We start from the raw sequence: 22,002 nt of genomic DNA, 5'->3' as shown, positions 1-22,002 counted from the left end.
GTAGATATGTCGTAGTTATTTGGCTAACCTTAAACCGGTAAATTGCCATCTTAATTGGGGGTGGAAAAAATTTCTATAGGTATGTCTTGTATGCTTTATGGGTGTTGCTACAGAGCCTCCTCTCAGTACTTTTTGGCTAACCATGAACTTACCATTGTATTCACCTAGAGCACCATCTGCTTTTTGATAATTGGGGTAGGGAAGATAGGCGCTTTCAGTCCATTCCCAACGTTTGCCCCATGGAAAAAATGTTTGGGCGGCTTCCCATTCAAATTCTGTTGGCAGCCTTAACCCTTTCCATTGTGCAAAGGCAAAAGCCTCAAAATAAGAAATATGGGTTAATGGGGCTTCTTCTTTTACTTTTTGAAGACCTTGGGCAGTGTAGTTGTGCCACTCTCCATCAATGTTATGCCAGTAGAAAGGTGCAACAATTTGATTTTGGGTCACCCAATCCCATCCTTCGGCATGCCAAATGTCAAAACGTTGGTAGCCTCCTGCTTTAATAAACTCAATAAACTCTCTATTGGTAACCAATTTGTTGGAAATTTCATAGGGGTGCAGATATACTTTGTGTCTTCCCAATTCATTGTCAAAACAGAAATCATTGGAATTATGCCCTATCTCATAAATTCCTTCTTCCACAGCAATCCAATCTTGCCGGTGGCTTTCAATAGGATAATCTTCAAATGTTTTTGAATATACAGGCAGTAATGGGTTGTTTCCCAGGATGTATTTAATATCCGTCAATAACAGTTCTTGGTGTTGCTTTTCATGGTGGATACCTATTTCTAGAATAGAATTGACCTCTTCGTTTTGGCTTGTTTCCAAAAACTTTTTAATACCCTCGGTAACATATTTCCTATACTCATAAACCTTTTTTACGGATGGCCTGGATAAGTTCCCTCTGTCTGAACGGACCACTCTTTTTCCAACGGTTTCATAATAACTATTGAAGACAAAAGAAAAATCTTCATCAAACAAGGTGTAATTCTTGGCATAGGGTTTTAGAACAAATTCCTCAAAAAACCAGGTGGTGTGCCCCAAGTGCCATTTAGGTGGACTTACATCTATCACAGGTTGAACTACATAGTCTTCAATTTCTAAAGGTTGACAGATATCTTCGGAATGTTTTCTGGTTTCCAAAAAGGAATCCAAGAGGGAATCGGTAAGAATCATAGAAACGTTTTACACCTTAAAGATAAAGAATAAGGCCTAGTTTACCGCATAAACGGGAAGACTAAAACTAAAGGAAGTGCCTTCATTTGGTTTACTGAACACCTTGATTCTACTATCATGTATCTCCATAATTTTCTTTACAATGGCAAGCCCTAGACCAGCACCCTCCTTTTCTTGCCCCACTTTGGTTTGTCTGTACCGCTCAAAAATCAATGCTTGATTGTCTTTTTTAATTCCTGGACCGGAATCTTGAATGATCACCTCGACATGATCGTTTTCCGTTTCAATTTTTACGGTAACCTCACCACCTTTCGGAGTGAATTTTAAAGCGTTATCCATCAAATTTTGGATAGCTCTTTCAACTAGGGAGATATCAGCAAAAACCAATGGAACACCTTCCGCCATGGATAACTTTAAATCAATGTTCTTTTGTTCGGCCAATAAGGAATAGTTCCTGTGAATATCATTGGCCAACTCGCTAATTAAAAAAGGTTCTTTTTCGGGCTGAATTTGGTTGGCCTCCAGCTTTGAGTATTCAAAAAGCTGGGAGACCAATTTGGAAAGACGTTCACTACTGCGGGTAACGGTTTTTAGATATTTGGCCCGTTCCTCAGCAGAAAGCTCATCGTTTTTCATGTGAAGTGTTTCAATATAGCCCTGTATAATGGATAGTGGTGTGCGTAAATCGTGGGAAATATTTGCAATCAATTCCTGTCGTAACTGTTCAACAGATTTTATTTTTTCAATATCAGATAATATGGTGTCTGCCATGCTATTATAAGTACTGGCCACATTGGCCAAATCTGTTCTTTCTGCATTTTCAATTCGATATTCTAAATCACCTTGTTGAAACCGTTTGGCGGCATAAATAATTTTCCTCAAACTTCTGGTGAGGTACCAAATGGCCAATATGCCCAAAAGGGTTGCAAATACCAATGTTAACAATGACCCGCCAAGTCCTAAACGCATAAAATAACTGTTGAATAAATCACTACGTGTAGCTAAAAAATCTTCTCCGGCCAGGATAATGTAAACATAACCTTCATGTCCATCTTTATTAAAATGGGCCGCCGAAAAAATGGTTTGTTTAGATAAATCTTTAGGGTCATCACCTAAAGTATAACTACTGCCTTTTTCATTGATGAACTTTTTTATGGGAGCTAGATTGACCTTTTTCTGCTTGGTTTCTGGGGCATCATGGTCAAGGACAACTGAATACTGTACGTTTCCAGAATTATCCAATAAATACACTTCTATGGCTCGGTTCACGGCCATCATATCGTGCATAATGTCTCCAAAAAGAGCTTTGTTCACCGTTCCAGTAGAATCAAAAGGATGAGTGTCCTTAAATTTTTCTTCAATTAAATCTTGTGCAAGATTGGCATGTAAACGTTGTGTGGTCTCGTAGAAATACTTATTAGATAAATAGATGGAGGTAATCGTATATCCAATACCCGCCAACAAAAGAATGGCTAAGAAAGAAAGGGTGAGTTTTAGGATAAATCTAACAGATAGTATATTGTTTTTCATGTGTAGCGGTTTGGTTAGGCTTCCATAAGCTCTTCATTGAATTTATATCCTACTCCCCATGTGGTCAAAATAAATTTTGGATTGCTCATGTCTGGTTCAATTTTAGAACGTAGACGATTAATATGGGAATTTACTGTATGCTCATATCCTTTAAAATCATACCCCCAAATCATGTTCAATAATTTTGTGCGATCATAGCTCTTACCGGGGTTGGAGGACAAAAGCACCAGGAGTTCAAATTCTTTGGGAGAAAGTTCTATTTTCTTGCCATCTAAAAGCACCTTGCGCATATCTATATCTATGGAAAGTATATCAAATTCCATCAATTTGGCGTTTTTCTCCGAAGATGGTTCCATAATATCCATCTTCTGTCTTCTGAAAATAGCTTTCACTCGGGCAATAAACTCACGAACGCTAAATGGCTTCGTTAAATAATCATCAGCACCCACTTCCAATCCCAATACCTTATCTATCTCTTCAGAACGAGCAGTAAGCATCATAATAGGTGATTTAATATTGTTCGCTCTAATCTTCTGGCAGATTTCAATTCCGTCCATTTCTGGAAGCATTACATCTAGAATAACCAAGTCTGGATTTTCATTGATTGCCTTTCTCAACCCAACATCACCTCTATTGGCTGTTATAACCTGACAGCCCAAATCTTTAAGGTGTATTTCTAAAAGTCGGATGATTTCAATATCATCCTCAACAATCAATACTTTTTTCATGACGCAACGAATTAAATGCTAAAGTATCACGGAAAGTTCACCGTTTTCTACAAATTTTTAATAGGATACTCCTTAAGAAGTCAGTTTTTGGGCCAAATCTTTACAAAAAGTCATTGTTTTTATATTAATAATCTGATAATCAAACTGTAATGAATTTTGATTTTTATGTGATACTTCTGCAACAACTTCCTCTTTCATTTGTGGAACAATTTAAAAACACACGAAAATGAGCAACTTAAAATCAGTATTGATGCTAATGAGTATCGGAATACTGCTGGTCTCTTGTAAAGGAGATACAGATGATGACAATCCCATTGTGCTAGATGCGGGAATCTTATCTGGCGGGCCTTTTACTTTTACCGTTGATGGAACTCCTGATATGGTAAGTGGAATTACCTTAGATGCCAATGATATAGTTGGTAGTAATAGAGGGTATGTAATTACAGATGATGCCGGGAATATTTTAGGACTTCCACCTACATTGGAAGCTGTAGAAGGGGTGGATTTTGATGAGGCAGGAGCAGGAATATGTCTTATATGGCATATTGTTTATGAAGATGGACTCCAAGGATTGGAAGCTGGTTTAAATACTAGCGGCTTAGCAGGTGATTATGACCTTTCCAATTCATTGACCGTTACTAGAAATGGTTTAAATGCGGGAATGCTATCTGGCGGCCCATACAATTTTGTTGTAGATGGTGTACCGGATATGGTGAGCACTGTTACTTTAGACGATACAATGCTTTCTGGTGACGCACAGACTTACGTAATCACGGACGATTCTAAAAACATTTTGGGAATACCTCCTACTTTAGAAGCTGTAATGGGGGTTGATTTTGATGGAGCAGGAGTAGGCTCTTGCTATATCTTTCATCTAACCTATTCTGGTGAGTTAACTGGATTGGAAGGTGGACAGAACTTGAATGACCTGTCGGGTAATTTTGCTCTTTCCAACTTTGTAGTGGTTAATAGAAACCCATTAAATGCAGGAACATTATCTGGAGGTCCATATAACTTTATTGTAGATGGCACACCAGATATGGTGAGTGCTATTGCGTTGGATGATTCTGAGGTTTCAGGTGATGCCCAGACTTATGTAATTACGGATGATTCTAAAAATATCTTGGGAATACCTCCTACTTTGGAAGCTGTAAAAGGTGTTGACTTTGATGGAGCAGGTGTAGGTTCTTGCTATATATTCCATTTGACCTATTCTGGTGATTTGTCCGGACTCGAAGGTGGACAGAACTTGAATGACCTGTCGGGCAATTTTGCTCTTTCCAACTTTGTAGTGGTTAATAGAAATGCATTGAACGCTGGAACCCTTGCAGGGGGACCATATAACTTTGTTGTGGATGGTACACCAGATATGGTAAGTGCTATTGCCTTAGATGACTCAGAACTTAATGGCGCTGCACAGACATATGTGATCACGGACGATTCCAAAAACATTTTGGGAGTACCTCCTACTTTAGATGCTGTAAAAGGAGTTGATTTTGATGGCGCGGGTGTAGGTTCTTGTTACATATTCCATTTAACCTATTCCGGGGAACTGTCCGGATTGGAGGGTGGACAGAATTTAAACGACCTGTCTGGTAATTTTCACCTTTCCAATTTTGTGGTGGTCAACAGAAATCCATTGAATGCAGGGTACATTAGTGGAGGTCCATTTTTATTTAAGGTAGATGGCACCCCAGATATGGTAAGTGGAATCTATTTGGATGATGCCAATTTGAATGGATCAAAACAAGGCTGGGTGATCACAGACGAGAATAATAACATTCTAGGCTTGCCACCAACAATAGACGCTGTTGAAGGGGTGGATTTTGATGCTGCCGGTGTTGGAGTATGCTTTATCTGGCATATTACCTATGAGGAAAGTCTATCTGGATTGGAAGCTGGAATGAACGTGGCTGACTTGAATGGCTTTTATGACCTTTCCAATTCCATAAAAGTGAAAAGAGAACTGCCCCATTAAGAAAGGTAAGCATGAAAAAGAAAAGAAGTGACTTTGTTTAATTGTTTGTTAAGCACCCAAGTGAAGACTTGGGTGTTTTTTTATAGTTGAAATATCACGGGTATGGAATACGTGAACTCATCTGGTTTTCCATTGCGCTTACCAGGTTGCATTTTGGGCAAAAGTTTTATTATCCTAAAAGCTTCTTTTCGCAATGATCCATGCGGTCTTCCCAGAACGCGTAGGTTTTCAGTTATCCCCTCTTCAGTAATGTCCATAACCACATTTACTGTCCCAGATATCCTGTTTTCATAGGCATCACTTGGATAAATGAAATTTTTGGCAATATGCTGTTCCATCATACTTTGAAGACACTGGGCCGTTTCTTCCTGTGAAAGATTTTCACAGCCTGGGAAAATGGGAATTTCTTGAATAACTCCTCCTAAATACTCATCTGCACTAGGAATATATTTTAAAACTGGACTTTTTTTGCCCTGTAACGCAAACCGATAGTATAGAAAGTGATGGGAGATTACGGGTTCAGGCTTTCTATTGATTATTTCAAATTTTGGAAGCGATGCCAATATTTCTTTCATGTCATCATCAAACTTTTGCAATAGTTTTGACTTGCTACAATTAAAATCACTTTTTTCTAGAATTAGCCTGCCTTGGGCATCTACTATAAAACCCAGAACAAAGTTGATAGTATCATTTCTATATTTCTTAAAAGCTGATAAATTCTTTTTTTGTGATAGAACAGAGAACATTTTGTTTTTTACGTCATTGAACAAATAGGTGTTATGATTTTGCTCCGTTGAATTATTTGGATGAATCAGCTGTTCTTGCGGAAAATACTCAATCTGTGATTGAGCATTACTAAAGGAAAAGCAAAACAGACAACAAATTAGCGAGAGTTCCTTTTTCATAGTTTTGATCATCAGCGGTTAGATGTTCGTCCAACCGCAAGTAAATTGAAATCAGTTTTAAAATAAGAATCTATAGGTAGTTGTTCTTTGTTTTTTGCAGGCTCTAGTATTACTTCTTTTGAGGTAAGATAATTTTCGACAGCTTTTTTGGCTTCCGGAAAGGTGGTTACTGCAATAGCGTTTGAAATAATTCCGTCTTTGTTGATTTCAAAATAGACGCTGACTTTACCGCTAAATTTTTCACCATCCCCTAAATAGAGTTTTTTGGACTTGGTAATAAGCTCAAAAAGCCTTTCCTCAAAGCATTTTTTTCCATTTTTGGATTTTCTACACCCAATAAAAACTGGAGGAACAGCAGCGTCTTCACAGGCTATTGGCGGAATTCTCTCCAATACAGGCTCTTTTTCCATTTTCAGGTTGAACACTATGGGAAAACTATGAGAAAATGCAACAGGTTTTCCATTTTTTTTAGCAGGAACTATTTGAGGTAGAGTCTTCATGATTCGAATACTCTCCTCTTCAAAAGATTTTTCCATGGATCTGACTTGAATTTTGGAAATCATTCCCAACGAGTCAACTAAAAACTGCACATACGCTTTTCCGGTTATTTCCTTTTCTAGGGCTTCTGCAGGATACTGAAAGTTGGTCGCGATATGGGCATTTAACTGTAGGGTGAAACATTCTAGCGAAGCAGGAATTTGGCATTCGATTTTGTTAATAATAGGAAGTTCATCCACTTCATTAACTTTGTACCTATACTGTTGTTGTGCAATAGCAGTATGAAAGCAAAAAATAAAACCCAAAAAAAGTAGCTTTTTCATAAGAAGCGGTGGTAATGATTCGTCAAGATAAATGGTTAAGAAACAAAATCAAAGGGATTTCCTAGTATGCTTTATTGCTCAAAAAGAACAGGGTTCAGATGTGAATCGATGATCGAACCAATTTTCACGCCTGGACACCATGTTTTCCAGTCATTTATTTGACCATCGTTTTCCGGTTCTTTTAAAACCATGTCCTTGTCCATGTAAATGGCTGTCATCACCTTTCTGGTTTGATCGGTGGTGTTTGCACCCGCTCTGTGGAAAATCCATCCAGAATGAAAACTAATTTCCCCAATATCAAAAGGTTCAGATATTTTGGTACAATCTGTTAAACGTAATTTTTCTCCAATTAAGGCCTCACTTTCATCGCTAATGGATAAGTCCCTGCCTGTTAAAATGTTTTGACTGCCAGCGGCAAATTCAAGTGGTCCCATTTCCATGGGTACTCCTTGTAAGGGAATCCAGGCGGTAATGACCTTTTCGGTGGACAATGGCCAATAATACTGATCGGCATGCCAAGGGGTTATGCCTCCACCACCTTCTTTAAAGAGAGCTTGGTCATGGTACATACGCACACCATCTACTTCCATGAGATCAGAAGCTAATTGTGCCAACCGTTTACTGAACATAATTTCCTTGATCTGTTCATCTTGGGTCCATAGATTAAAAATCTGTAAAAAAGCCTTGCCATAGGTATCACGCTCATCAAGGGCAGTGGTTTGGGTATTTAGCTCGTTTACTTTGGTTGATATCACTGCATTGATATGGGCAAGCACGTTTGGAGGCAGTACTTCTTTGATTTTTATAAAAGCATTTTGTTGATAAAAATCGATTTGTGCCTTGCTTAAAGGAAAAGGTTGTTGAAGGATGTCGAGATTCATAACAATGTTCTAAAAACATAAAGTTAAGGAAAAGTCATAACCTGTTGACTCTTAAAGCAAAAGCGTTTCGTATATCATTTTTTTTGATTTTCCACTTATCATTACATTCTTTAGCTTGAATCATTGCAACTCTTTTAATATGATGTGGTTAGGCAATTCAAAATCTTCAAAAGAACAACCAACTTGACACTTTGTTGATTACACATGCTCCTTATAATGCTACTTTCAACCCAATTATCTATAGTTATTTTTACAGGCCAGGTCTTAATCTATCTTTTGCATTTCAACCCAAAATGGGAATATATTTTTTGAGTCGATGGCATAGAAGGGTATCAAATCGCAATCCATTTTAGGAAAGAAGACGTTTTTCATCTCAATAATGTCAGTATCCTCTTTTTTGTTTACCATTTGTTTCACCAAGGTATTGGCTTCTATATACATTTTGCCATTGGCTTTAACGGGCTTAATAAACTTAATTTTTATGTTATAGTGCCCTTTTTCCATACTGACCCTCCATTTACCATATATTTCCTCCTGATCCCAAATTCCACGTTGTCCTCCAGCATCATTTCTGTTTAAAATGATAGGATTCTCCTGTTCACTTCCAACAATAATACGGGGTTGGTCAATGAGATTCTCAGAAGCTATCAATTCATTGTAGATACCATCAAGCTCTGCTTTTAAGTCTTTTGCTAGATTTTTATTTTCCAATACGATGTTATTTTGTTCGTATGGATCTTTTACAAGGTCGAACAACTCAAAGTCCTTGATAGGGGCATTGTAATTTGTCTTTCCAACCAGTTTATAACCTCCTTTTTGTAATGCCATATTAAAATAAGGTTCTGGATAACGTCTTGTCCAATAAAAAAACATGGGGCGGTTGCCCCAATCAACCTCTTTGTCCATGATTAGGGGTAACAGACTTTTACCATCAATTGTTCTTTCTTTCGGTAAATCAACATTGCACACTTGCGCTATTGTTGGCAAGACATCAATATGTGAGGCCATGGTTTCAATATCAATATTTTTCTCAAAAGATGAAGGATGTCTAACATAAAATGGCACTCGGACCCCGCCTTGATAAACAGTTCCTTTACGACCTCGCATACCACCCACATATCTGGTTTGTTGCGGACCATTGTCGGTCATAAAAATTACGAGCGTATTATCTGAAATATTTAGATCATCCAGTTTTTTAAAGAGTTTGCCTAAATTGTCATCAATATTTGATACCATAGCATACACTTTTCGGGCATCCTCTTTATCTTTTTCTGTCATTTTTGAAAAGGGTCTGCTATCATCCTCAAAACCAGATGCCGGGTCAATGTCCTTATATTTTTGATAATACTTTTCCGGCACTTGTAAAGGTGTGTGCGGAGCATTAAAAGAGAGATAACAGAAGAAGGGCGAATCTTTATTTTTTTCAACAAACACTATAGCTTCTTCTGTAAAAATATCCGAGCAATAACCGTTATAGGCTTCTTTCTTATTATTGTGCCACAGTACGGGATCAAAATAACTTCTGTCACCTTTAAAATATGTGGTGATATCACCGACTTGTCCCATTCCACCGGAAAGATGTATCAAGGATTCATCAAAACCTTGGTCATTTGGTCTACTTGGGTAATTATCACCCAAATGCCATTTGCCAAAAACTCCTGTTTTGTAACCTCCTTGTTTTAGGATTTCGGCTATGGTAACCTCGCTTGATGCCATTATTGCACCGCCATTGTACGTATCCCTTATGCCTGTGCGCAACGAATATCGCCCTGTCAAAAGACTTGAACGGGTTGGAGCACATACCGGGGAGACATAAAAGTTGTTAAAACGAACACTTTCGGCAGCGAATTCATCTATCACTGGGGTTTGTACATGTGGATTTCCTGTAATGCCAAGGTCACCATAGCCCTGATCATCGGTCATGATCAATATAACGTTTGGATGTGGTTTTTCCTGAGCAAAACCTTTAACAGAACATAATAACAAACAAGAGCATGCCAGCACAAAGATGTTTCCAATTTTTAGTCTCATAGGTAGGTTTGCTTTAACTTATTTAATTAGCTATAATATACACCTTTATATTACCCAATAAAACCAAAACTGCAGGATGCCGAAATGCCTACACCGCCACAATCCCTTTTATATGCGGGTGTGGATTATAGTCTACTAACTCAAAATCATCAAAAGTAAATTGGAAAATGTCTTTTACTGAAGGATTGAGGTTCATCTTGGGCAATGGTCTTTGGTCACGACTTAATTGCAGTTCCACTTGCTCCATATGGTTATTGTAAATATGGGCATCACCAAAGGTGTGGATAAAATCCCCAGGTTCGTACCCACATACCTGAGCCATCATCATGGTAAATAATGCATAAGAAGCAATATTGAATGGTACGCCCAAAAAGATATCTGCACTTCGTTGGTATAGTTGACAGGAAAGTTTTCCATCCGCCACATAAAACTGGAAAAATGCATGACAAGGAGGTAAAGCCGCTTTACCTTGCGCCACATTATCAGAAAAAGAAACCGATGTGTCTGGCAATACGCTTGGGTTCCAAGCGGATACCAACATACGTCTACTATTGGGATTGCTTTTTAGGGTTGCAATCACTTCTTTTATTTGGTCAATCTCTTCGCTGTTCCAATTGCGCCATTGGTGGCCATAAACGGGTCCTAAATCCCCATTTTCATCTGCCCATTCATTCCATATACGGACTCCATTCTCTTGCAAATAACCCACATTGGTATCACCTTTTAAAAACCATAATAACTCGTGCACAATAGATTTTAAGTGCAATTTTTTAGTGGTCACCATAGGAAAACCTTCGTATAGGTCAAACCGCATTTGATAACCAAAAACACTTAGGGTTCCTGTTCCTGTGCGGTCACCTTTCTGGTTTCCGTGTTCCAATACATGTTTTAGTAAGTCGTGGTATTGCTTCATTCTTTCATCAAATTACCGTTTGTCATTTCGAACGCTTATAATGAGGGGTAATCTTTAAAAGACATCTCCACTGCGCTCGATGTGACATAAAAATTAAATCTGTCTAAAATACTTCAAGAATGAAGTTATGGAAAAGGAATGTGGACTGACTTATAAAGATTTTATCAACGGATTAAGATACTTAGCCCAAAATCATTCCGGCTATTGTAGCAGATAGGAGTGATGCCAAAGAACCTCCTAAAACAGCCTTCATTCCAAATTCTGATAAAGTCTTGCGCTGACCAGGTGCCAAGGGGCCTATACCGCCAATTTGAATGCCAATAGATGCGAAATTTGCAAAACCGCAGAGCATGTAAGTTGCCATAATAACGGATTTATTATAGGTGAAATGTAAACTATTGGTCATGGTCTTTAATTCTGCCAACTGGATATATCCAACAAATTCACTGGCCGCAAGTTTAATGCCCAGTAGTTGTCCCATGAGCATGATATCCTCATTGGCGACCCCAATCAGCCACATAAGCGGAGCAAAAATAGTTCCCAAAACAGCTTCGAGTGAGAAACTGTCATAGGGTGAATTGGCTGCGATCCAAGTGTTGAGTGAAGTGAAATCTCCTACCCAACCTAAAATTCCATTGATCATGGCTATAAAAGCAACAAAAACCAAGAGCATGGCACCTACATTCATGGCTAGTTTTAAGCCTTCTGTAGTTCCATTGGCAATGGCATCTAAAATATTGGCGCCGATTTTTTCTGTGGAAACTGTTAAATCCATATTCACCTTTTCGGTCTGGGGATATAAGATTTTGGAAACTACAATGGCACCAGGTGCAGCCATTACCGATGCAGCCAATAGGTGTTTGGCAAAAACCAGGCGTAAAGCAGGGTCATCTCCGCCTAAAAATCCGATGTACGCAGCTAACACAGCACCTGCAACGGTGGCCATACCACCAATCATGACCAAAAGGATTTCGGACTTGTTCATTTTTTCCAAATAGGCCTTAATCAATAGAGGTGCTTCTGTTTGGCCCAAAAATATATTTCCTGCTATGGAAAGGCTTTCTACTCCAGAAATACCAAGGGATTTGGACAACAACCAAGCCAAGGCCTTAACCACTTTTTGGATAACACCCAAATAGAACAACACGGATGTCAATGCCGAAAAGAAGATGATAGTCGGCAATACCTGAAAAGCAAAAATAAATCCAAAGGTATCCATATCCACCACAAGGCCCTCGAACAAAAATTTACTTCCCGTTCGTGTAAAATCGAGAATATTGACGAATACTTCTCCAATTTTCTCAAAAATCAACTTTACCAAAGGCACTTTTAGAACACCTATAGCTATCAATAATTGTAATCCAAGACCAATCCCCACTGTTTTCCAATTGATGGCCCTTCGGTTGGAGCTGAAAAGAAATGATATAAAAATCAATACGGCCATTCCCAAAACTCCTCTCCATAACGTATTGAATGTAAACCCTTGATTAGGGATTAATTGAGGTGGTTCCTGTGTAGAGATGTCATCAATAATAGTTGTGTCTATAACGTTGTTCAAAGAATCTGCTGGTACAACGGTTTGCCCATAAGATGTGACACAGATAAATAATAAAAGTATTAGGAAACTTTTGGTTTTCTTACCCATGTAAATGGTTTATTTGCGCTTGGAAATTTCGTCTCGTAGTTTGGCAGCCTTTTCGTAGTCTTCATTGGCAACTGCTTTATCCAATTCTTTATGTAATTCTTCTAGGGTAAGTTCTCTATATCCTTGCGATGATGCTCCAGACTCAATTTCAACCGTTTCCCCCTCCTGAAGGATTTCGTCCACCACTATACTGTCATCATCATCGTTTTCCTCATTTTCCTTGGAGGAGAATTTAAGGAAGATTCCTGCCTTGTCCAAAATGGTTTTATAGGTGAAAATTGGAGCATCAAAGCGAAGCGCTAGGGCAATGGCATCACTTGTGCGGGCATCTACAATTTCTTCAACCTTGTCCCTTTCACAGATAATACTTGAATAAAAAACGCCGTCCACAAGTTTGTGGATGATAACCTGCTTGACCACAATAGCAAATCTGTCCGCAAAGTTTTTAAACAAATCATGGGTTAAAGGTCTAGGAGGCTTTATTTCTTTTTCAAGGGCAATTGCAATGGATTGTGCTTCAAAGGCACCAATAACAATTGGAAGTTTTCTATCTCCTTCAACTTCATTTAAAATAAGGGCATACGCACCATTTTGTGTCTGGCTGTAAGATATCCCCTTTATTTTTAATCGTACTAAGCTCATATTATCTTCCTAAAACCAAAAAAGGCTGTTCAAATAAGTGGCAATACCAGTCATCTGAACAGCCCCTTGCAATGGGCAAATTAACAAAAATTAAGCGTTCTGGGCTTTAAATTCCTTTAATTTTTCGATGAGTTTAGGCACGACTTCAAAGGCATCCCCAACAATTCCGTAATCTGCGGCCTTAAAGAACGGAGCCTCAGGGTCATTGTTGATGACTACTTTGGTTTTAGAAGCGCTTACTCCAGCTAAATGCTGAATAGCTCCAGAAATACCAATGGCTATGTATAGATTACTGGCAACTGGTTTACCTGTTTGTCCTACATGTTCACCATGAGAGCGCCATCCTAAATCTGAAACAGGTTTGGAGCAAGCCGTGGCAGCACCAAGTACCTCTGCCAATTCTTCAATCATGCCCCAGTTTTCTGGACCTTTAAGTCCTCGACCTCCTGAAACAACCACATCTGCATCAGCAATAGTGGCCTTTCCAACAACTTTGTCTATTTCAATTGATTTAGTAGTGAAATCAGAATCACCAAGGGTGGGACTAAAACTTTCTACTGATGCAGAAACAGTATTTTCATGAACGCCATATGCGTTATTAGAAACTCCAACAATTTTGGTTTCCGAAGAGATTTCGGTATGGGCAAAACCTTTATTACTAAATGCTGTTCTTTTTACAACAAAAGGAGAAGTGCTATCAGGAGCGGCAACCACATTGGGTACATAGCCTGCATTTAATTTTGCAGTCAGAATAGGTCCTAAAAACTTTGTGTCTGCACTTGAACTGATAATAATGACTTTAGCGCCTTCTGCTTCTGCTCCTTGAGCAATAGTATTTGCGTAAGCCTTTGCATTGAAGGTATCCAATTGGTCATTGGTGACTTTAAGGACTTTGGAAACTCCGTAATTACCCAATGATGCATCGTCGTCCGCATTGATGGTAACAGCGGTAACGTTTGTACCAAGTTCTTGTGCTACCTTATGGGCATAAGAAGCTACTTCTAACGCATTCTTTTTAAATTTTCCTTTATCGGATTCGGTATAAACTAATACTGACATATTTTTTAGATTCTAATTCTTAAATCACTTTAGCTTCGTTATGCAACAGATTTACTAACTCTCCCACATTTTCCGCATCGACCAATTTAACGGGTCCCTTGGCGGCAGGTTTTTCAAATTTTTGATCGTTGGTGAGTTTTGGTGCATCTATTGGCTCAACCACATTTAATGCTTTTTTTCTCGCCATCATGATTCCACGCATGTTGGGAATGCGTAAGTCACTTTCCTCTACCAATCCTTTTTGACCTCCTACTACTAAAGGAAGAGAGGTGCTAATGGTTTCTTTACCGCCATCAATCTCACGCATGGCAGTTGCACCGCTATCATCAACTTCAAGACCAATGCAGGTATTCACAAAATTCATATCTAAAAGTGTGGCCAAGATTCCGGGAACCATACCACCATTGTAATCAATAGATTCCCTTCCGGCTATGACAAGGTCATATCCGCCATTTTTCACTACTTCTGCTAATTGTCTTGCAACAAAAAAACCATCAGTGGGCTCTGCGTTTATTCGTATGGCTTCGTCAGCCCCAATGGCCAGTGCTTTGCGTATTGTAGGCTCGGTTTGTGCTCCACCTACCGTTGCTACATGCACTGCGGCTCCTTGTTTTTCTTTAAACCACATGGCTCGGGTTAATCCAAATTCATCATTGGGATTAATCACAAATTGTACGCCGTTTGTATCAAACTTGGTGTCCCCTTCCGCAAAATTGATTTTAGAAGTGGTGTCCGGTACGCTGCTAATGCAAACTAAAATCTTCATATTTTCATTACGTTTAACGCATCAAAGATAGCCATAAAAATCTGATATTTATTATGCATGCATAATAAATTTTGTTCTTTTTTTTAGTTTTTACCACCTGATTATTCCTGTATATTTTCCTATTTTTGCTTGCATTTTTGTGCGCACCAACTAATATTATTAGTACTACTTAATGAAAACACTACAGTTTAGAGAGGCTATCCAACAGGCAATGTCCGAAGAGATGCGAAAAGATGATTCCATATACTTAATGGGAGAAGAAGTTGCTGAATACAATGGGGCCTATAAGGCTTCTAAAGGAATGTTGGATGAGTTTGGTCCAGAACGCGTCATTGATACTCCAATTTCTGAATTAGGTTTTTCAGGTATTGGTGTGGGTTCTGCAATGATTGGAAACCGACCAATTATTGAGTTTATGACATTCAACTTTGCTTTGGTAGGAATTGACCAAATTATAAATAATGCTGCGAAGATCAGACAAATGTCCGCTGGTCAGTTTCCTTGCCCCATAGTTTTTAGAGGGCCAACGGCTTCCGCAGGACAATTGGCGGCAACACATTCCCAAGCTTTTGAAAGCTGGTATGCCAATTGCCCAGGATTAAAAGTTGTTGTACCGTCTAACCCAGCTGATGCCAAGGGATTATTAAAATCTGCAATCCGTGATGATGACCCAGTTATTTTTATGGAATCAGAACAAATGTATGGAGACAAGGGAGAGGTGCCCGAAGGAGAATTTACTATTCCAATAGGTGTTGCGGATGTAAAAAGGGAAGGAACAGATGTAACCATCGTTTCTTTTGGAAAAATTATAAAAGAAGCATATAAGGCTGCGGATGAACTTCAAAAAGAAGGAATTAGTTGTGAGATTATTGACTTGCGTACGGTTCGCCCCATGGATTATGATGCTATTTTAACTTCTGTTAAGAAAACCAATAGACTGGTAGTTTTGGAAGAAGCTTGGCCTTTTGGCAATGTTGCTACTGAGATTACGTACCAAGTACAAGACAAAGCGTTTGATTATTTAGATGCTCCAGTTGTAAAAATAAACACGGCAGATACTCCAGCACCCTATTCTCCTGTGCTGTTGGCGGAATGGTTACCAAATCATGAAGATGTGATCAAAGCTGTTAAGAAAGTGTTATATAAATAACAGACTTATATTTGTAAAGTATATTAGCCTCTTCAACAAAAGTTGACGAGGCTTTTTTTAAGGAATAGTTTTTGATAAGAAATTACATTTAAACCAAATTGACCATGCACTTCTGAAACCCTACTTGGGGATTTTCTAATGCTACAGATATCAAAACATGAAAAGCTTCCTTTTTATTTTTTTCTTCTCATCTTGTTTTTTTGCTTTCTCCCAAACAAAGGTTGGAGGTATTGTTGTGGATGAAACAGGTTCTCCTGTAGCCTTTGCCAATATTATTTTTAAAGATTCTTCCGAAGGAACTATTACTAATGATAATGGACGTTTTTATCTAGAGTCCGATGAAACCTATAGTACAGTTCTTATTTCTTTTATAGGATATGAAACAAAAGAAATTGTGCTTGACCAGAAGGTAAACTACAATATGGAGATTGCTTTGCAGGAATCTGCCGAGCAGCTCAAGGAAGTAATCGTATACACCGGTAAACAATCAAAAAAGAACAATCCCGCCATAGAAATATTGAAAAAGATATGGGCAAAGAAACGGGAAAATGGAGTTCGAAAATTTAAGCAATACCAATACGACAAATATGAAAAGGTAGAATTTGATCTTAATACCATAGATAGTGCCTTGATCAAGAGTAAACTCTTTAAAGGTTTGGAGTTCATGTTTGCGGACTTGGATACTTCAAGAATAACAGGTAAGACCTACCTACCTATGTTTTTAAACGAGAGTTTTTCCAAAATTTATGGTGACAATATTATAGGTGAAGAAAAAGAAGATGTATTGGGGAATAAAAACTCAGGCTTTAGTGGAAACCAGGCCATAACTGCTTTTGTTGAAGATTTGTACTCAGATTATGACATTTATGATAATTACCTAAAGTTTTTTGATAAGAGTTTTACCAGCCCGCTTTCCAAAACAGGTGTGGATACCTATAATTATGTACTATCTGATAGTACATTTATTGATAATAAGTGGTGTTACAATATTATTTACTATCCCAGGCGACAAAATGAACTTACGTTTAAAGGGGATTTTTGGGTAGCCGATACTACCTACGCTATTAAAAAAATTAACCTTCAAGTAACTAAAAGTGCCAACATAAATTGGGTAAAGGAAATTTATATTGAGCAAGAATTTGATGTTGTTAACGATTCTGTCTTTCTGCTCAAAAGAGATTATATGTTGAGTGATTTTAGTTTTTCCAAAAAGGAAAAATCACGAGGTGTTTATGGCAAGCGGACCACAGTTTTTGATAATTATAAATTCGATACAGAGCGTCCGGAAGAATTTTACAAAGCTGAATCTGACCCCTACGACCCTCGAGTGTTTTCAAGAGATAGTACCTTCTGGAAAAATGCTAGGCTTGAAACACTTAACGAAGATGAATCTGGTATATTTAAATTGTTGGATACCTTAAAAACGGTTCCTAAATTTAGAACCTATTATGATATTGTCAGTATACTTGGTTCTGGTTATATAGAGATTGATAAATGGAATATTGATATAGGTAATATCTACAGTGTTCTCGGGTTCAACGACGCTGAAGGAACTCGCGTTAGACTAGGCGCGAGAACTTACTTTGGTCAGAATGATACTTGGCGCTTAGAAGGATATATGGCCTACGGATTTACCGATAAGAAAGCCAAACATGGTTTTTCCGCTAAATTTTTATTGGATAGGAAATCAAGGTTAATTTTCTCAGGGGGTAATCGGAGGGATATTGAACAGTTGGGATTAAGTCTCACAAGTACCAATGATGTTTTGGGCAGGAGTATTGCTTCTTCATCTTTGGTAACGGTTGGTGCCAATGATCGGCTGACGAATATAAATCTATCAACACTAAATTTTGAAGTAGAACCCGCAAAGAACCTAAGATTAAGGTTAGGCGGTTCTTTCAGAACATTGAGTTCTGCTTTGCCCGATGCGTTTGGCCTGGATTATATTGATCCAGATTCCCCAACAGGTATTTCTTCCGAAGTAAAACAATTTGACCTAAACACCACCTTAATATACACCCCTGGAAAAAGAACTATAGGTTATGGAGTAGAACGTGTTAGCATAAATGATGACCATAGCACACTTCTTCTTAATTATACCAAAGGAGTGCGTGGATTCTTGGAAAGTGATTTTGATTACGAGAAGATTCAATTTTCGTACAGACAACCATGGCAAATAGGTGGTTTTGGTAGGTTAACGAGCAGTATAGAACTTGGTAAAACTTTTGGTGAGGTACCGTTGAGTTTATTAAGCGTAGTTCCTGGAAACCAGACACTTTTTACCTTATATAATACTTTTCCTAATCTGGATTTTTATGAATTTGTAACGGATACTTATGCTACATTACACTTAGAACATAATTTTAATGGACGGTTATTCTCAAGAATCCCATTTTTAAGAAAGTTAAACCTTAGAGAAATTGTGGGAATACGAGGAGCATGGGGTCAACTCTCGGATGAAAATATAGCTTTGAATGCACCCTCCAATATTCCATTGATCGCGCCTGAAGACCAAATTTATTGGGAGTATTCATTCGGAATAGGCAATATCTTTAAGATTCTTAGAATTGATTTTAATTTTAGAGGGAATTATTTGGATAACCCAGATGCACGGCCATTTGGTATTACCGGGACGTTCGGATTTAATTTTTAATTCAAAATAAGAACACAATTTCTTTAACTTATTCAGGTAATACTAGCTATTTTTGCAAAAAATAAACGCTTCAAAATGTCTAAAAAAGAAGAAGTTACTTTTGATGTCCTTATAGAAATTCCAAAAGGTAGCAGAAACAAGTACGAATACGATTTCACATTGCATAAAATCCGTTTTGATAGAACCCTTTTCTCTTCAATGATGTACCCCGGGGATTATGGTTTTGTGCCAGAAACCTTGGCTTTAGATAAAGACCCTTTGGATGTATTGGTGTTAGGTACAGAACCTACATATCCAATGGTGGTAATGGAAGTTAAACCTATTGGGGTTTTCCATATGACTGATGAAAAAGGACCTGATGAAAAGATTATCTGCGTTCCTATTTCTGACCCTATTTGGAGCAAAAGAGAAGATATCAGTGATTTAAATCCGCATCGATTAAAAGAAATTGAACACTTTTTCCAAGTATATAAAGATTTGGAAGAAAAGAAAGTAGATACTGGTGGCTGGGGAGATGTAAATGAGGCGATAGACATTTACCATCAATGCGTAAAACGCTACGACGAAAGCGAGCATAAAAAGAAACGAACCTTTACAATTTAAGGCTATATCAACTTAAGATTTATGCCCTTTTGACTTTCAAAAGGGCATTTTTTTTATTAGTCTGTATTTTACTACTTTTGCTGCCACTAAAAAACTCTTAAAATAACTATAATACTATGGATTTAATCGTAAAATTTCTGCCCGTTTTTGGTATTCTGGCACTAGTCTTTGTATTCATTAAGAATGTGTGGGTAGGAAAGCAGGATGAGGGAGATGCTAAAATGGCAAGGATTGCCAAAAATATTGCAGATGGAGCAATGTCTTTCCTTAAAGCAGAATATAAAATATTGAGCATCTTCGTGATTGCTGTTGCTATCCTTTTATTCCTTAAAGGAAGTAATGAAGAGGGGTCTAACGGAATGGTAGCATTATCATTCATTGTTGGTGCTATCTGCTCAGCTTTGGCTGGTTTTATTGGGATGAAAGTTGCTACAAAAGCAAATGTTAGAACAACCCAAGCAGCAAAAACGTCTTTAGGCAAAGCATTGGAAGTTGCTTTTGCAGGTGGCGCAGTAATGGGATTAGGCGTAGTAGGTCTTGGTGTTTTAGGACTTAGCGGTTTGTTCATAGTGTACCAAACTATTTGGCCGGGTGCAGAAAACTTAGGATTGGTATTAAATGTACTTTCAGGATTCTCATTGGGAGCTTCATCTATTGCCCTTTTTGCACGTGTAGGTGGTGGTATTTATACTAAAGCAGCAGATGTAGGTGCAGATTTGGTTGGTAAGGTAGAAGCGGGTATTCCTGAAGATCATCCACTAAACCCTGCAACAATTGCGGATAATGTTGGTGATAACGTAGGTGATGTTGCTGGTATGGGAGCTGATTTATTTGAATCTTATGTTGGTTCTATTATTGGTACCATGGTATTGGGAGCATTCATTATTACACCTGATTTTGCAGGTTTAGGTGCGGTTTACCTTCCTTTGGTATTAGCTGCGGTAGGTATTTTAATGTCCATTGTAGGAACCTTTTTTGTTAGAGTTAAAGATGGCGGGAACCCTCAAACTGCATTAAATATTGGTGAATTTGGTTCGGCTGGCCTAATGGTTGTTGCTTCTTACTTTATTATTCATGCTTTAATTCCTGAGAGCGTCGAAGGTTTGCCATTTGGAGCAATGGGAATTTTCTGGGCTACCTTAGCAGGTCTTGTTGCAGGTTTAGGTGTCGGAAAAATTACAGAATATTATACAGGTACAGGTACAAAACCTGTAAACTCAATTGTTAGTCAATCAGAAACAGGCGCGGCAACAAATATTATTGCAGGATTAGGTGTGGGTATGATGTCTACTATGATTCCTATTTTATTAATTGCTGCTGCGATTTTGGTATCCCACCATTTCGCAGGTTTATATGGTATTGCAATCGCTGCTGTAGGTATGTTAGCCAATACAGGTATTCAATTAGCTGTTGATGCATACGGACCAATTTCTGACAATGCCGGTGGTATTGCTGAAATGGCTGAGTTAGACCCAGAAGTACGTGAACGTACGGATAAATTGGATGCTGTTGGTAATACAACTGCGGCTATTGGTAAAGGTTTTGCAATTGCTTCCGCTGCCTTAACGGCGTTGGCTTTGTTCTCTGCTTTTATGAAAGTAGCAAATGTAAATTCCATTGATGTATCACAACCAAAAATAATGGCGGGTCTTTTGATTGGTGGAATGCTTCCTTTTGTATTCTCTGCTTTGTCAATGAATGCAGTAGGTCGTGCTGCCATGGCAATGATTGAAGAGGTGCGTCGTCAGTTCAGAGATATCCCACAATTGAAAGCGGCACTTGAAGTAATGAGAGCTGTTGATTCAGATATGTCAAAAGCAACTCCAGAACAACGCGCTACTTTTGATGCAGCTGACGGACTTGCAGAATACGACAAGTGTGTAGATATTTCTACGAAAGCCTCTATTAAAGAAATGGTATTGCCAGGATTATTGGCAATTGCCGTTCCTGTTGCTGTTGGTTTTATTGGCGGTGCAGAAATGTTGGGGGGTCTACTTGCTGGTGTAACCACTTGTGGTGTATTAATGGCAATCTTCCAATCTAACGCTGGTGGCGCTTGGGATAATGCCAAAAAAATGATTGAATCTGACGGACGTAAAGGTTCTGATGCGCATAAAGCTGCTGTTGTTGGTGATACGGTTGGAGATCCATTTAAAGATACTTCTGGACCTTCATTGAACATCTTATTAAAGTTGATGTCTGTTGTTGCTTTGGTTATTGCACCAAGTTTGGTGAGCCTTGCTCCAGCTGATGAGGTTAGTATGCTAAAAGAAGATGGTACTAAAATTTCTATCACGACTGAAGGAATGAAAGAGAGCGTACCTGTTGAAAAACAAGTGCGTGTTGAAATGAGCAACACTGCCGAAGGATTGTACAGGGCAGTAGTAACATCAACGTATGAAGTTGCTGGGGAAGCAAAAGAAGAAATAAAAGAATTTACTGGAGCTACGAAAGAAGAAGTTCAAAAATTGGTAGATACTTATAAAGCTGCATCCAAAGAGTAGTTTTTAAATATTTTTTC

At 38.4% G+C, this 22,002-nt stretch carries 18 protein-coding genes; 5 read left to right on the top strand and 13 right to left on the bottom strand.

The window, feature by feature from the left end:
• Positions 1 to 15 precede the first annotated feature (15 nt).
• From egtB to LV704_RS19965, 4 genes are all read right to left on the bottom strand, one after another.
• Positions 16 to 1,176 (bottom strand): ergothioneine biosynthesis protein EgtB, encoded by a 1,161-nt coding sequence (egtB, locus tag LV704_RS04550; protein ID WP_163421526.1) that lies wholly within the window; start codon positions 1,174 to 1,176, stop codon positions 16 to 18.
• A gap of 36 nt (positions 1,177 to 1,212) precedes the next feature.
• Positions 1,213 to 2,706, bottom strand: coding sequence for a cell wall metabolism sensor histidine kinase WalK (locus LV704_RS04545; RefSeq protein WP_163421527.1), 1,494 nt, complete (start codon positions 2,704 to 2,706; stop codon positions 1,213 to 1,215).
• 14 nt (positions 2,707 to 2,720) lie between these two features.
• The gene (locus LV704_RS04540) at positions 2,721 to 3,434 is read right to left on the bottom strand and encodes a response regulator transcription factor (protein ID WP_163421528.1); all 714 of its coding nucleotides are present in this window, start codon (positions 3,432 to 3,434) and stop codon (positions 2,721 to 2,723) included.
• A 72-nt stretch (positions 3,435 to 3,506) separates the two neighbouring features.
• Positions 3,507 to 3,632, bottom strand: a complete 126-nt coding sequence (locus LV704_RS19965) for a hypothetical protein (RefSeq protein ID WP_255695622.1) — start codon at positions 3,630 to 3,632, stop codon at positions 3,507 to 3,509.
• A gap of 28 nt (positions 3,633 to 3,660) precedes the next feature.
• Between LV704_RS19965 and LV704_RS04535 the strand changes: the two genes are divergently transcribed.
• Entirely contained in the window at positions 3,661 to 5,412 is a 1,752-nt protein-coding gene (locus tag LV704_RS04535; protein ID WP_233782143.1) for a hypothetical protein, read from the top strand.
• A gap of 80 nt (positions 5,413 to 5,492) precedes the next feature.
• Here LV704_RS04535 and LV704_RS04530 read toward each other — a convergent pair whose 3' ends face one another.
• The 9 genes from LV704_RS04530 to LV704_RS04490 all read right to left on the bottom strand — a co-directional run bounded on the left by LV704_RS04530 (position 5,493) and on the right by LV704_RS04490 (position 15,075).
• Complete coding sequence (locus LV704_RS04530; RefSeq protein WP_163421529.1) at positions 5,493 to 6,317, bottom strand: energy transducer TonB; 825 nt, start codon at positions 6,315 to 6,317, stop codon at positions 5,493 to 5,495.
• 11 nt (positions 6,318 to 6,328) lie between these two features.
• The gene (locus tag LV704_RS04525; protein WP_163421530.1) at positions 6,329 to 7,138 is read right to left on the bottom strand and encodes an energy transducer TonB; all 810 of its coding nucleotides are present in this window, start codon (positions 7,136 to 7,138) and stop codon (positions 6,329 to 6,331) included.
• Positions 7,139 to 7,209: 71 nt separating this feature from the next.
• Entirely contained in the window at positions 7,210 to 8,019 is an 810-nt protein-coding gene (locus tag LV704_RS04520; RefSeq protein ID WP_163421531.1) for a phytanoyl-CoA dioxygenase family protein, read from the bottom strand.
• Positions 8,020 to 8,283: 264 nt separating this feature from the next.
• The gene (locus tag LV704_RS04515) at positions 8,284 to 10,050 is read right to left on the bottom strand and encodes an arylsulfatase (protein WP_163421532.1); all 1,767 of its coding nucleotides are present in this window, start codon (positions 10,048 to 10,050) and stop codon (positions 8,284 to 8,286) included.
• A gap of 88 nt (positions 10,051 to 10,138) precedes the next feature.
• Complete coding sequence (locus tag LV704_RS04510) at positions 10,139 to 10,963, bottom strand: thymidylate synthase (protein WP_163421533.1); 825 nt, start codon at positions 10,961 to 10,963, stop codon at positions 10,139 to 10,141.
• 181 nt (positions 10,964 to 11,144) lie between these two features.
• On the bottom strand, positions 11,145 to 12,608 hold the full coding sequence (locus LV704_RS04505) for a NupC/NupG family nucleoside CNT transporter (RefSeq protein WP_163421534.1): 1,464 nt from the start codon (positions 12,606 to 12,608) through the stop codon (positions 11,145 to 11,147).
• Between the two features lie 9 nt (positions 12,609 to 12,617).
• A complete protein-coding gene (locus LV704_RS04500; RefSeq protein ID WP_163421535.1) occupies positions 12,618 to 13,250 on the bottom strand; it encodes a bifunctional nuclease family protein in 633 nt (210 codons plus the stop codon).
• Between the two features lie 90 nt (positions 13,251 to 13,340).
• Positions 13,341 to 14,309 carry an electron transfer flavoprotein subunit alpha/FixB family protein gene (locus LV704_RS04495; protein WP_163421536.1) on the bottom strand — a complete coding sequence of 323 codons (969 nt, stop codon included), beginning with the start codon at positions 14,307 to 14,309 and terminating at the stop codon, positions 13,341 to 13,343.
• A gap of 19 nt (positions 14,310 to 14,328) precedes the next feature.
• The gene (locus LV704_RS04490) at positions 14,329 to 15,075 is read right to left on the bottom strand and encodes an electron transfer flavoprotein subunit beta/FixA family protein (protein WP_163421537.1); all 747 of its coding nucleotides are present in this window, start codon (positions 15,073 to 15,075) and stop codon (positions 14,329 to 14,331) included.
• A 172-nt stretch (positions 15,076 to 15,247) separates the two neighbouring features.
• Here LV704_RS04490 and LV704_RS04485 point away from each other — a divergent pair, with 172 nt between their 5' ends.
• The 4 genes from LV704_RS04485 to LV704_RS04470 all read left to right on the top strand — a co-directional run bounded on the left by LV704_RS04485 (position 15,248) and on the right by LV704_RS04470 (position 21,985).
• The gene (locus LV704_RS04485) at positions 15,248 to 16,225 is read left to right on the top strand and encodes a pyruvate dehydrogenase complex E1 component subunit beta (RefSeq protein WP_163421538.1); all 978 of its coding nucleotides are present in this window, start codon (positions 15,248 to 15,250) and stop codon (positions 16,223 to 16,225) included.
• Positions 16,226 to 16,382: 157 nt separating this feature from the next.
• A complete protein-coding gene (locus LV704_RS04480) occupies positions 16,383 to 18,878 on the top strand; it encodes a DUF5686 family protein (protein ID WP_163421539.1) in 2,496 nt (831 codons plus the stop codon).
• A 75-nt stretch (positions 18,879 to 18,953) separates the two neighbouring features.
• Positions 18,954 to 19,481, top strand: coding sequence for an inorganic diphosphatase (locus LV704_RS04475; protein ID WP_163421540.1), 528 nt, complete (start codon positions 18,954 to 18,956; stop codon positions 19,479 to 19,481).
• Between the two features lie 116 nt (positions 19,482 to 19,597).
• Positions 19,598 to 21,985: a sodium-translocating pyrophosphatase gene (locus LV704_RS04470; protein WP_163421541.1), complete on the top strand. Its 2,388-nt coding sequence runs from the start codon at positions 19,598 to 19,600 to the stop codon at positions 21,983 to 21,985.
• Positions 21,986 to 22,002 lie beyond the last annotated feature (17 nt).

Source organism: Flagellimonas sp. CMM7, from assembly GCF_021390195.1.
Taxonomy (GTDB): Bacteria; Bacteroidota; Bacteroidia; order Flavobacteriales; family Flavobacteriaceae; genus Flagellimonas.
This window is presented reverse-complemented; position numbering and strand designations above follow the sequence as displayed.